This is a genomic window from Actinoallomurus acaciae (genome assembly GCF_042429965.1).
Classification (GTDB): Bacteria; Actinomycetota; Actinomycetes; order Streptosporangiales; family Streptosporangiaceae; genus Actinoallomurus; species Actinoallomurus acaciae.
The window spans coordinates 1-12,610 of the sequence record NZ_JBHLZP010000232.1 but is presented as its reverse complement, the minus strand read 5'-3'; the positions used below and the strand labels follow the sequence as shown (position 1 = coordinate 12,610).

Genomic DNA, 12,610 nt, shown 5'->3' with positions numbered 1-12,610 from the left:
AGCCCGCGCCCTCGGCCGCCGGCGGCACCGGGCGCGGCACGTCGTCGATCCGAACCGGAACGCCGTCGACCGTGAGGCGTTCGCGCCGGCCGTGGTTGGCCTGCAGGAGCACGCCGACGGTCCAGCCGCCCTCCACGACGCGCGAGGACGTGCCGATGCCGCCCTTGAAGCCGTAGCAGATCATGCCGGTGCCGCCGCCGACGCCGCCCTCGGCGACCGCCTCGCCGGGCCCGCTCCGCGCCGCCGCCTCATACGCCTCGCGTACGTGTGCGGCGGTCACGTGGGCGCCGTCGATGTCGTTGAGGACGCCGTCCCAGGTCTCGCCCACGACCGGCAGCCCCCAGGAGCCGTGCCCGCGGCCCCGGCGTTCGAGGTCGATGAGCGTGTCGCGGACCACGCCGACGCTGTGGGTGTTGGTCAGCCCGATCAGCGTGGTGAGCATGCCGCCGTCGTGGATCCACGCGGTACCGGTGATCTCGCCGTTGCCGTTGAGCCAGTGGAACCCGGCGTACAGCGGCTCATCCTCCATCACGCCGTCGTGCGGGAGGATCACCGTCACGCCGGTACGGACCGGGCCCGCACCGACGCGCAGCGGCCCGTCGCCCCGGATGATCGTCGTGTGGCCGACCCGGACGCCGGCCACGTCGGTGATCGCGTTCGCCGGTCCGGTGTCCGCGGTGCCGATTCGGATTCCCAGGTCACGGGCGCGTTGTCGCAAGAATTCTCCTTCGTCGGCGGGGTGATCTTACGGTCGTCGCGTCGCGCTCGCTCATGAGCGGTCCCGTCGTACGGAGTCGAGCGCCAGGAGGGCGACGTGGAGCGACACGCAGGACTCCACGTCCTCCAGGTCGGTGTCGAGGACCCGTTCGATCCGGCGCAGCCGCTCGTACAGGGCCGGGCGTGACAGGTGGGCCCGCTGGGCGGCGAGCGCCTTGTTACGTCCGCTGTCGAGGTAGAGCGCGAGCACGTGGACGAGGTCGCCGCCGCGGCGGGCGTCGTGGGCGAGCAGCGGGCCCAGCTCGCGTTCGATGAAGGTCTGCAGGCGGGCGTCGTCGCGCAGCAGGTGCAGCAGCCCGCGCAGGCGCAGGTCGGGCAGGCGGTAGAACGGCCGGTCGTCGCCGCGCCGCGCGGCCACGTCGGCGACCTGCTCGGCCTCCAGGAACGAGCGCCGTACGTCGCGGATCGACTCGACGGTCGACCCGGCCGCCATGACGAAGCCGTGCCCCGCGTCCCCTCCGACGGCGTGGTGGGCGCGCAGCCGCCCGGCGACCTCGCGGAGGATCCGCTCGTCCTCGGCGCGGGCGGGCAGCGAGGCCAGGACGCCGACGCGCGCCTGCGGCGAACCCTCGCCGAGGGTGCCGACGAGGGCGGCGAGATTCGCGTCACGGCAGGCGGCGGCGGTCGCGTCGGCCAGCTCCACGAGCGGCGGGAGCTCGGCCGTGCCGACGGGGCAGGGGAGCACCACGATGCCGAGGAGACGGCGTCCGGTGAGCGGCACGCCGAGGGCACGCGCGCGTGCCGCGGCCTCCTGCGGGTCGGAGTAGGCGTGGGCGAGGATCCCGGCGATGATCGAGCCGTGGGCCTGGCGTTCGAGGCTCTGGGCGTGCTGGTCCAGCAGGCGCCCGAGTGCGAGGGTCGTCGCCGCGCGTTCGATCAGGACGCCGTCGCGCGGGGACGGCGGGCCCTCCCCGGCGATGATGAGACGTCCCCAGTCCTCCCCGCGCGCCCCGACGACGGTCACGAGCCACTGCGACGACGCGTCGTAGGCGGTGCGCTCATCCGTGCGCACCGCGCGGGAGCGGGTCTCCCAGCTCGACAGCAGCTCGGCCGGGTCGGCGCCCGCGGTGTCGGCGGCCAGCACCTGGTGGGCGAGGTTCTCCAGCACCACCGGACGGCCGGACAGCCGGGCCACCTGGCGGACGACCTCCTCGGGCGGCGCCCCGTCCACGGACAGCTGCGTGAAGACCTCGTGCAGCTTGTCCGAGGCCCGCAGCTCGGCGAGCTGGGCGTCGATGATCTGTGCGTGCACGGCCTCGGTGACGTCGACGAACGGCGTCTCGCGCGCCCAGGCGATCAGCGGCAGGCCGTACTCCTCGGCGGCGGAGATCAGCGCGGCGGGCAGCGTGCTGGCGTACTTGCGCCCCAGCTCCACGATGAGCCCGCTGGCACCGACCTCGGCCAGCTCGGCGATGTAGGCCCGCAGCCGCGCGGGCTCGTCCGGCAGCGCGATGCCCGTGGTGAGCACCAGCTCGCCCCCGCGCAGGAGGTGGGCGATGTCGGTGACCTCGGCGCTGTGCACCCACCGTACGCGGGCATCGAGTCGGTCCGCGCCGGCGACCACACGGGGATCGCCGCGCCGGACCGCGTCGAGCCGCAGGACATCGGCCAGACGCAGCACATTCGCGATGGTATCAACGGTCTGCGGGGTCGGGGGCCGTGGCCGGCCGGAGGGAGGCCGGCGCCCCGACCTCGGCCAGGCCTACTCTTGCCACCGATGGGCAGGCTACGTTCAGCCGGCGACGGTTTTCTTCCTGCGACCAACCTGTGAGGAGGAGGCGCCGCATTCGGGGCCCGCGCCCCGGGTCCGCGCCAGAAGAAGATGCAGCAGCTGAGAGCGGCCGATATCGAGCGTGAGCTGGCCTCGACGCCAGGCTGGGAGCTCGTCGAGGACTCCATCGTCCGCACGGTGAAGTTCCAGGACTTCAAGGCGGCGATGGCGTACGTCAACCGGGTCGCCGAGGTGGCGGAGGAGCTCAACCATCACCCGGACATCGAGATCCGGTGGAACATCGTCGTCCTCACCCAGACCACCCACGCCGCAGGCGGCCTGACCGAGCACGACTTCCGGCTGGCCCGGCGCCTCAACGCGCTGTGACCGTCGGCCCGCCGGGCATGACAGGCTGCCAGGCGCCGATCACGATTCCTGACACTGTGCCGCCTGGCGCTTGGCACGGGAAGGCAGGAAGACTCTAGACATGTCGGACTTGCTTGCACGCCATCGCGCGGTCATCCCCAACTGGGTGACCCTCTACTACGACGAGCCCATCGAGATCGTCAGCGGCAGGGGCAACCGTGTCACCGACGCCGAGGGCCGTACCTACCTCGACTTCTTCGCCGGCATCGTGACCAACACCCTGGGCTATGACATCGCCGAGGTACGCGAGGCGGTGGAGCGCCGCCTCGCCACCGGCGTCGTGCACACCTCGACGCTGTACCTCCTGCGCGGGCAGGTCGAGCTGGCGGAGAAGATCGCCCGGCTCTCCGGCATCGAGAACGCCAAGGTGTTCTTCACCAACTCCGGCACCGAGGCGAACGAGACCGCGCTGCTGCTCGCGACGTACACGCGGAAGACCAACCAGGTGTTCGCGATGCGGCAGAGCTACCACGGCCGGTCGTTCGGCGCCACGTCGATCACCGCCAACGCCTCGTGGAAGAACAGCGCGCTGTCGCCGCTCAGCGTCTACTTCCTGCACGGCGGTGACCGGCACCTGGCGCAGTTCCGCGGGCTGTCGGACGCGGACTACATCAAGGTGTGCGTGGACGACCTGCGCCACAACCTCGCCACCGTCGTGGGCGGCGACGTGGCCGCGCTGATCGCCGAGCCGATCCAGGGCGTCGGCGGCTTCACCGCGCCGCCCGACGGACTGTACGCCGCGTACCAGGAGGTGCTCGCCGAGCACGGCGTCCTGTTCATCGCCGACGAGGTGCAGACCGGCTGGGGCCGTACCGGGCAGAACTTCTGGGGCATCCAGAACCACGGTGTGACGCCCGACGTCATGACCTTCGCCAAGGGGCTCGGCAACGGCTTCGCGATCGGCGGTGTGGTCGCCCGGGGCGAGCTCCTCGACGCGCTGCACGCGACCGGGCTGTCGACGTTCGGCGGCAACCCGATCTCCACCGCGGCCGCGAACGCCACGCTCGACTACATCCTCGACCACGACCTGCAGGCGAACGCCGCCAAGGTGGGAGAGCGGATCATCGATGGGCTCCGGGCCGCCGGCGCCCGGCTCGACGTCGTCACCGACGTGCGCGGCAAGGGCCTGATGTTCGCCGTCGAGCTGTCCTCCCAGGAGGCGGCGCAACGCCTGCTGGAGGCGACGAAGGCCCGCGGGCTGCTCGTCGGCAAGGGCGGCCTGTACGGCGACACCATCCGGATGGCGCCGCCCCTCACGCTCACCGAGGACGAGGCCGAAGAGGGCCTGGCCATTCTGATCGACGCGCTGGAAGAGATCTCATGACCGGGCGGAGCGAGGAAGGGCGCGCCCCAGTGGTCACCCCTCCGGCGAAGGAGGACTCGTGAACCGGATCACTCACTGGATCGGCGGCAAGCCCTGGACGGGCACCGCCGAGCGCCGGGGCGACGTGTACGACCCCGCGACCGGGCAGGTGGGCGCGCAGGTCGACTTCGCGACCGCGGACGACGTCTCCTCGGCCGTGGCGACGGCCAAGGAGGCGTTCACCTCGTGGCGCGAGGCCTCGCTGAGCAAGCGCTCCGGCATCCTGTTCGCCTTTCGTGAGCTCGTACGGGAACACCGGGACGAGCTGGCGGGGCTGATCAGCGCCGAGCACGGCAAGGTGCGGTCGGACGCGGCGGGCGAGGTGGCGCGCGGGCTGGAGGTGGTGGAGTTCGCCTGCGGGATCCCGCACCTGCTCAAGGGCGGCTTCTCCGAGAACGTCTCGACCCGCGTCGACTCCTACTCCATCCGCCAGCCGCTCGGCGTCGTCGCGGGCATCACGCCGTTCAACTTCCCGGCGATGGTGCCGATGTGGATGTTCCCGGTGGCGATCGCGACCGGGAACACCTTCGTGCTCAAGCCGTCGGAGAAGGACCCCTCCACGGCGGTGCGGCTCGCCGAGCTGTGGCAGGAGGCGGGTCTGCCCGACGGCGTGTTCAACGTCGTGCACGGAGACAAGGTGGCCGTCGACGCCCTGCTCACGCACCCGGACGTACGCGCCGTGAGCTTCGTCGGCTCCACGCCGATCGCGCGATACGTGTACGAGACCGGCACGTCGCACGGCAAGCGGGTGCAGGCGCTCGGCGGGGCCAAGAACCACATGCTGGTGCTGCCCGACGCCGACCTCGACCTGGCCGCCGACGCCGCCGTCTCGGCGGGCTTCGGGTCGGCGGGGGAGCGCTGCATGGCGATCTCGGTGCTGGTCGCCGTCGACCCCGTGGGCGACGAACTGGTCGCCAAGATCAAGGAACGGGTCGCGCGTCTCCGCGTGGGCCCGGGGACGTCGCCAGACTCGGAGATGGGCCCGCTGGTGACCCGGCAGCACCGCGACAAGGTGGCCTCCTACCTCGACGGAGGCGTCGCCGAGGGCGCTACCCTGGCCGTCGACGGGCGCGAGCACACGCTGCCGCCGGGCGACGGCTTCTGGCTCGGGCCGACGGTCCTCGACCACGTCAGGCCGGAGATGGCCTGCTACCGGGACGAGATCTTCGGTCCGGTCCTGTCGGTGGCGCGCGTGCCGTCCTACGACGCGGGCATGGCGCTCATCGCGGACAACCCGTACGGGAACGGCACCGCGATCTTCACCAACGACGGCGGCGCCGCCCGCCGATTCCAGAACGAGGTGGAGGTCGGCATGATCGGCGTGAACGTGCCGATCCCGGTGCCGATGGCGTACTTCTCGTTCGGCGGCTGGAAGGCGTCGCTCTTCGGCGACACCCACGTCCACGGCACCGAGGGCGTGCACTTCTACACGCGGGGCAAGGTCGTCACCGCCCGCTGGCTCGGCCCCGAGCACGGTGGGGTCAATCTGGGTTTCCCCACGAACGGCTGACCGGCCGGCCCCGGGCCGATGCCCGGGGCCGGACAGCGCCATGCCGTGACGGGCCCTGATCGGGCCGCCGGAGTTCTCGATGGCTTCGCGACCCCCAATAAAGGTGCGTCGTTTTCGGGATTTTGCGCACGCTTACCTGCGCTCACCTTTTCGCCGGGCGGAAAACACGGGGATCCACATTTCGCGGCGTACGCTGCGGGTTTTCCGGGCGGGGCGAAACACGGTCCACGGTGATGTGGCCGATAGGGGCGGCCTCGGAGGGTGGTCACCGGCCGCCGAGTAGGTCACCATGGCCTCAGGGGGACCGCTCAACAGGTCCAAAGACGGAGCGCGGCCCGGTCGGCGCCGCCCGAACGCGGTCTGCGGACGGCGGGGGAGATCATTCCTGTCGCCATGCCGAGCGTGGCGTTGAACAGCGATTTTGCCCTGCCTAACTTCGTTGACTGGGCAAACTACAAATAATAGCTAGGGCTCTTGACCTCCTCTGTGGCATACGACACACTTCGTACTGTCGACTTTTGCTTCTCGCAAAAAATAAGACGTTCCCCGGTTGTCAGGGAGCCCCGATGTCTGCCGACGAATCGCTCGACCAGCAGCCGCATTCGTTACTGGCCATGCTGGCGGCACGCTACCCGCACTGGACGATCTGGTTCGGGCAGGCGACTCGTCACTGGTGGGCGCTCCCGCCGCACGAGCGGGGAGCGGACCGCTTCATCGAGGCCGCCGACGTGAAGGAGCTGGTCGAGTCGATCGAGGTCATCCAGGCGCGTCGCCGCGTGCCGGGCCCGTCACCACAGCCGGGCGGCATTCTCTTCGGCGAGGCCGAGGCGTCGCGGGCGGCCCGCGTGCCGGCGGCCGCGTGGCACGGCGGCCTGCGATGACCACCCATCCGCCGGCCGCCGCCGCTCCCAAGAGCCGCGGTCTCGGGCGAGCGATTTTCAGTCGCGCCGCCTCCCCCTCCAACACCTCCGTGACAGGCGTGACTGCAGAGGGGTGCTCTCCCGAGGCCGCATGACGCCCGGACAACCGCGTAGCCCCCGGCGCGGTTGTCCGGGCCTTCTCCTTCTTCCCTCCGGGCTTCTTCGCCGGCGTTGATCCGGGCCCCGTACGCATCCGCCCGCGTACGTCGTTACGCTCACCGCAGAGGTTCCAACGCGACGAACGGAGCGGCATGAGGCGTTCGCGGATGCTCGCGGCGGCCGTACTGGCCACCGCACTCGGTCTCGCGGGCTGCAGCGGCGGGGGCGGCGACGACGCCGGCCGGCGCACCAAAGAGGTGCGGGCGGCGCAGACCATGGGTCAGAGCGAGGGCCAGGTCTCCCTCGTGAGCTGGAACGGCTATGCCGAGAGCGGCGGGAACGACCCGCGCGTCGACTGGATCACACCGTTCGAGAAGAAGACCAAGTGCCAGGTCAAGATGAAGTACGCGGCGAACCCGCAGGAGATGCTCGACCTGATGTCGAAGCCGAATCTCCACTATGACGGGGTCGCGGCCACACCGGAGATCGCCGGCGAGCTCATCGCCTCCAAGCAGGCCGTGCCGATCAACACCGATCTCATCGACGACTACAAGGATCTCGAACCGGAGCTCCGCTCCCAGCTCACCGTGAAGGGCAAGCGCTACGCCGTGCCGTTCACCTGGGGGGCGAACCTCCTCATGTACGACCCGCGCACCGTGCGCCCGCAGCCGGACAGCTGGGCGGCGCTGTTCGACCCGGCCCAGGCGAAGAAGTACTCCGGCCACCTGGTCGTGCGCGACAGCCCGTTGACGCTGGGCGATGCCGCGCTCTACCTGCGCTCGCACAACCACAGGCTGCACATCAAGGACCCGTTCGCGCTCACGCCCAAGCAGCTCGCCGCGGCGGCCTCGCTGGTGGCCAAGCAGCGGCCGATGGTGAAGACCTACTGGCTCAACCCCTCGGACGCGATCGCGGCGTTCGCCACCGGCGACGCGGCGCTGGGCGAGGTCTGGCCGTACCAGGTCGACGTGCTGAGCCGCAGCGGACGGCCGGTCGCGGGCGTGACGCCGCGCGAGGGCGTGACCGGCTGGATGGACGCGTGGATGATGAGTCCCCGCGCCGACCATCCCAACTGCATGTACCAGTGGCTCAACTGGGCGAGTTCGCCCGAGGTGCAGCAGCAGGTGGCCGAGTGGGACGGCGTCGCGCCCGCGAACCCGGACGCCTGCGCCCGCGACCGGCTGCGCCCGCAGTTCTGCAGCGCCTACCACGTGGGGGACCGCGGCTACCTGAGCAAGGTGATGTTCGCCCGGATGCCGGCGGCGAGCTGCGCGAACAACAAGAGCTGCGCCGGCTACGCGGACTGGAACCGCGCCTGGCAGGACGCCCGCGGATGACCCCGGACAGGTGAAGGGGCGCGCGCCCGGCCGCCCCCGCCGGGCGCGCGCCTCTCATGAGCGTCCTGGGCTCCCCCCGGACTCAGGACGCTCTCCAATTAGGCTCTGGTCAGGCTCTCGCTTCGCCTGGTCTCCCGGCGCGCGCCCGCTCGTCGGCGTACCGGCTGCGGGATGATCCGCAGGGCCGGCACGCAGTCGTCGCACGCGAACACCCGCGAGTCGTCCGGCAGCCGGCCGACGTGGGCCCTCGGCCGCGGCCACTTCTTGTGGCACACGACGCAGGCCTCCCCGTCGCGCTGCTCGGCGGTCAGACCGTCCGGATCGAATGTCGGACCGGAACGGGCCATGAAGCTCAGCTCCCCCCAACTTCGTCGGCTCCGCTTCGGCTCCATTTCTATCGCCGGGAAGGTGTTTAATCAGTCGCCGAAATTGCAAAGCACGGCAAAACCGCGCCCAGTGCGGATTGCCGTACGCCGCGACCGTCCCACCGAGCCAGAATACGGATTGCCGACCACAAACCACCTGGTCGTACCCTCTTGCCGACGTAGTGCTGGCGAGTTCTAGATCGCTTCCTTCTTCAGTCCGATGGTCTTCGCCAGGTCCTTCAGCTCGGCTTCGAACAATGGGTCCATGTCGTCGAGCATGAAATTCATCTGGCCGAAGACCTCGATGGCCACCAAGCCGTACAGGCGCACCCAGGACGCCGCGAACAGCCGGATGACGCCCAGCGGGGCATCGACGTCCTCTCCGCAGCACGCGGCGGCGAACATCCGGAGCTGACGCCTCAGCGGGGCCGGGATCTCCTCGTCCGGCGGTACGGCGAACGGCTGCCGCCGCCAGAGTTCGAAGAACAGGGTGAAGAAGATGGCGCCCATCCGCTCACCGGCCAGTTGCACGCGGCCGTCCTCGGGCTCGGTGAAGCCCGGCACGGGCGCGCCGAAGACCATGGCGAACTCCGGCCGGTGGTCCAGCGACCAGTCGCGGAAGGCGCGGGTCACCGCGACGAGCCGTCCGCCGAGTTCGTCGGCGGGCATCGCGTCGCGCGCCGCCTCCATCGCGTCGCACATCTCGTTCGTGTACGTCTCGATCATCGCCGCCAGGAGATCGTCGAGGCTCGCGTAGTAGCGGTACAGCGCCGGGGCGGTCATGCCGAGGTCTCGGGCGATGCCGCGCAGGGAGATGCCGGACGGACCGTGGGTGCGCAGGTGCTCCCTCGCCACCTCCCTGATCTCCAGCAGCGTCGCGTCGCGCAGGCGTTCCCGGCGGGTCGGTGGCACGGCTCTCCCCTTGACGGCAGTAAACGGTGTGTGCTTTAGTAAACGCCGTTCACCAGTAAACGATGTTAACTCTTGCTATCGCCGCTAACAGGCTACTCGGGGAGCAGCGCATGTTCGAATCTCTCGGCCGCTTCGTCCAGCGGCGACGCCGATGGGTGATCGCCGGCGGCCTCATCCTGATCGCTGCCGCCTCCGTGTGGGGGACCGGGGTCTTCGGGGCGCTGAAGAACGGCGGCTTCGACGATCCGGGCTCCGGTTCCTCTCACGCCGCCAAGATCATCAACGACCGGATCGGCCCGGCCGACGACGAGCTGGTCGTGCTGTACGAGAGCTCGTCCACGACCGTGGACGACCCGGCGTTCCGCGGCGCCGTCACCGGTACGCTGGCCCGCCTGCCCTCGGCCGACGTGCCCCACGTCACCACCTACTGGAACAGCGGCTCTCCGGCGCTGGTCTCGCGCGACCGGCACGCGACGTACGCCGCGATCCGGCTGACCGGCGCCGACCTGCAGGAACGCCTGAAGACCTATGACCGGATCCGCGACGACCTGGCCGCGCCGGGACTGCGGACCCGGCGCGGGGGCGTCATCGGCACCAACGCCGAGCTGAGCCGGCAGACCTCCGCCGGCCTCGCCCGCGCCGAGATGATCTCCACGCCGATCCTGCTGGTCCTGCTCGTGGTGATCTTCGGCAGCCTGGTCTCGGCGCTCCTGCCGCTGGCCATCGGCGGCGTGGCGATCCTCGGTGCCTTCACCGCACTGCGGCTGATCACGCTCACCACCGACGTCTCCACCTTCGCGATCAACATCGTGACGATGCTCGGGCTCGGCCTGGCCATCGACTACGCCCTGTTCGTCGTCACCCGCTACCGCGAAGAATTGCGCCGCACCGACTCCGAGCGGGAGGCGCTGGTGCGGACCATGGCCACCGCCGGCCGCACGGTCGCCTTCTCCGGCATCACGGTCGCCATCGCGCTCGGCGGCCTGCTGTTCTTCCCCCAGATGTTCCTGCGGTCGATGGGCCTGGGCGGCATGGCGGTCGTGCTCGTCGACATGCTCGCCGCGCTCACCATCCTGCCCGCCCTGCTGGCGCTGCTGGGCCGTCGCGTCGACGCGCTGCGGTTCGGACGGGGGCCACGGAAGGAGAAGGACCGAGGCGCCTGGTCACGGCTCGCGGGCAGCGTCATGCGGCGGCCCGTCGCGTACGCCACCGGCTCGGTGCTGGTCCTCCTCGTGCTGGGCGCGCCGTTCCTCGGCATCCGGTTCGGCAGCATCGACGTGCGCGCGCTGCCGCCCGGCGCCGAGCCGCGCGCCGTCTCGGCGACACTCGACCGCGACTTCTCCCACGGCGCGCTGTCCCCGATCGACGTCGTCGTCGCGGACGACGTCGCGAAGGCGGACCTGAACGGTTACGTCGGCCGCCTGCGGGGCGTGCGCGGGGTCGCGGGCGCGGACGTCGCCGGCACGGGCCGCGGCGCGACGCACATCGCGGTGCGCACGTCGGCCGACCCGCAGTCGCAGCAGGCACGCGACCTCGTCAAGCGGATCCGCGCGCTGCCCGCCCCGGGACGGGTGTACGTCGGCGGCCAGAGCGCCGAACTCGTGGACCTGCTGAGCAGTCTCGGCCATGTGCTGCCGTGGACCGCGCTGTTCGTCGGCGTGGTGACGTTCGCGCTGCTGTTCGCCGCGCTCGGCTCGGTGGTGCTGCCGCTCAAGGCGCTCGTGATGAACGCCCTGTCGCTCAGCGCGGCGTTCGGCGTGATGGTCTGGGGCTTCCAGGACGGGCACCTGGCCGGTCTGCTCGGCTTCACCTCCACGGGGGCGGTGGAGGCGTCGCAGCCGGTGCTCATCCTCGCGGTGGCCTTCGGGCTGTCGATGGACTACGAGCTGTTCCTGCTCAGCCGGATCCGCGAGGAATGGGACCGTACGGGGGACAACACCGCCGCGGTCGCCGCCGGTCTGCAGCGCACCGGCGCGATCATCACGAACGCCGCGCTGCTCCTGGCCATCGTGATCGGTGCCTTCACCACCTCGGGGATCATGTTCATCAAGCTGATCGGAGTCGGGCTGCTCGCCGCCGTGGTGATCGACGCCACGCTCGTACGGGCGCTGCTGGTGCCGGCCACGATCCGCCTCCTGGGCCGGGCCAACTGGTGGCTGCCCGGGCCGCTGCGCCGTCTGCATGCCCGGGTCGCGATCAGCGAGGCCGGTTAGGGCCCGTCACCGTCCTGCGGAGGACGGGTTCGGGAAAACGCGTCAGGCGGATCACCTCCGTCTGGCGCTATTTTCCTTATATGAACAACGGTGTCGGGATGGTGCTGGCGGACCGGTACCAGATCCTCGGGCCGCTCGGCCGGGGCGGGATGGGCGCGGTGTGGCGGGCGCGGGACACCGACCTGGATCGCCTCGTGGCCATCAAGGAACTCCGTCTGCCCGACCAGGTAGGCGATGACGAGCGCCGTGTCTGGTACGCGCGGATGGAGCGCGAGGCGCGGGCGACGGCCCGGCTCCGGCACCCGGGCATCGTGACGGTGTACGAGCGCGTGGTGGGCGACGACGGGCGCCCGTGGATCGTCATGGAGCTCATCCAGGGCGGTTCCCTGCAGGACGTGCTCCGCCGGCAGGGCCGGCTGCCCGCCCCGCAGGTCGCCGCGATCGGCCGGCAGGTGCTGGCGGCCCTGTCGGCGGCTCACGGGCGGGGCATCGTGCACCGCGACATCAAACCCGCCAACGTCCTCCTCGAGGGCGACCGGGCCGTCCTCACCGACTTCGGCATCGCGATGCTGGACGGCGACGTCACCCTCACTCACACCGGCGCGATCCTGGGCACCCCGGCCTTCATGGCACCCGAACAGGTGCGCGGAGACCGCGCCACCCCCCGGTCGGACCTGTGGTCCCTGGGCGCCACTCTTTACGCCGCCGTCGAGGGTCATCCGCCGTTCTCCGGCCCCACGCACGGGTCCGTCTTCGTCGCCATCGCGACCGAGGACCCCGCCCCACCCGTCCACGCCGGGCCTCTCACCGAGGTGCTGACGGGCCTGCTGCGCAAGGACCCCGCGGAGCGGCTCACCGCCGACGCCGTCCGTGGTCCGCTCGATTCCATCGCGGACCGGGAACGACCGCCGGGGCCGCGGCAGGGGGCGGACCCGCGTCCGGCCGCCCCGCCGCCGCAGTCGCCTCCCTGGCCGCCG

11 protein-coding genes are annotated in these 12,610 nt (G+C 71.0%); 7 read left to right on the top strand and 4 right to left on the bottom strand.

All coding sequences use genetic code 11. The features are described 5' to 3' along the window. The coding region (locus ACFFNX_RS27175; RefSeq protein WP_378208182.1) for a P1 family peptidase at positions 1-718 on the bottom strand (718 nt) is incomplete at its 3' end. 51 nt (positions 719-769) lie between these two features. Next, the gene (locus ACFFNX_RS27170; RefSeq protein WP_378208180.1) at positions 770-2,398 is read right to left on the bottom strand and encodes a PucR family transcriptional regulator; all 1,629 of its coding nucleotides are present in this window, start codon (positions 2,396-2,398) and stop codon (positions 770-772) included. A gap of 201 nt (positions 2,399-2,599) precedes the next feature. Between ACFFNX_RS27170 and ACFFNX_RS27165 the strand changes: the two genes are divergently transcribed. The 5 genes from ACFFNX_RS27165 (at position 2,600) to ACFFNX_RS27145 (ending at position 8,143) form a co-directional block, all read left to right on the top strand. After that, positions 2,600-2,875: a 4a-hydroxytetrahydrobiopterin dehydratase gene (locus tag ACFFNX_RS27165; RefSeq protein WP_378208177.1), complete on the top strand. Its 276-nt coding sequence runs from the start codon at positions 2,600-2,602 to the stop codon at positions 2,873-2,875. 100 nt (positions 2,876-2,975) lie between these two features. Beyond that, positions 2,976-4,238, top strand: coding sequence for an aspartate aminotransferase family protein (locus tag ACFFNX_RS27160; protein WP_378208174.1), 1,263 nt, complete (start codon positions 2,976-2,978; stop codon positions 4,236-4,238). Between the two features lie 58 nt (positions 4,239-4,296). Then, positions 4,297-5,787 carry a CoA-acylating methylmalonate-semialdehyde dehydrogenase gene (locus tag ACFFNX_RS27155; RefSeq protein WP_378208172.1) on the top strand — a complete coding sequence of 497 codons (1,491 nt, stop codon included), beginning with the start codon at positions 4,297-4,299 and terminating at the stop codon, positions 5,785-5,787. Between the two features lie 566 nt (positions 5,788-6,353). Continuing rightward, positions 6,354-6,668 carry a hypothetical protein gene (locus ACFFNX_RS27150; RefSeq protein WP_378208169.1) on the top strand — a complete coding sequence of 105 codons (315 nt, stop codon included), beginning with the start codon at positions 6,354-6,356 and terminating at the stop codon, positions 6,666-6,668. Between the two features lie 290 nt (positions 6,669-6,958). Further along, the gene (locus ACFFNX_RS27145; RefSeq protein WP_378208166.1) at positions 6,959-8,143 is read left to right on the top strand and encodes an extracellular solute-binding protein; all 1,185 of its coding nucleotides are present in this window, start codon (positions 6,959-6,961) and stop codon (positions 8,141-8,143) included. 98 nt (positions 8,144-8,241) lie between these two features. Here the strand turns inward: ACFFNX_RS27145 and ACFFNX_RS27140 are convergent, their stop codons facing one another. Then, a complete protein-coding gene (locus ACFFNX_RS27140) occupies positions 8,242-8,490 on the bottom strand; it encodes a hypothetical protein (protein ID WP_378208164.1) in 249 nt (82 codons plus the stop codon). 213 nt (positions 8,491-8,703) lie between these two features. After that, positions 8,704-9,420 (bottom strand): TetR/AcrR family transcriptional regulator, encoded by a 717-nt coding sequence (locus ACFFNX_RS27135; RefSeq protein WP_378208161.1) that lies wholly within the window; start codon positions 9,418-9,420, stop codon positions 8,704-8,706. A gap of 110 nt (positions 9,421-9,530) precedes the next feature. On the opposite strand from ACFFNX_RS27135, the gene ACFFNX_RS27130 reads away from it, so the two are divergent. Both ACFFNX_RS27130 and ACFFNX_RS27125 read left to right on the top strand, forming a co-directional pair. After that, positions 9,531-11,633 (top strand): MMPL family transporter, encoded by a 2,103-nt coding sequence (locus ACFFNX_RS27130; protein WP_378208158.1) that lies wholly within the window; start codon positions 9,531-9,533, stop codon positions 11,631-11,633. Between the two features lie 80 nt (positions 11,634-11,713). Next, the coding region (locus ACFFNX_RS27125; RefSeq protein WP_378208155.1) for a serine/threonine-protein kinase at positions 11,714-12,610 on the top strand (897 nt) is incomplete at its 3' end.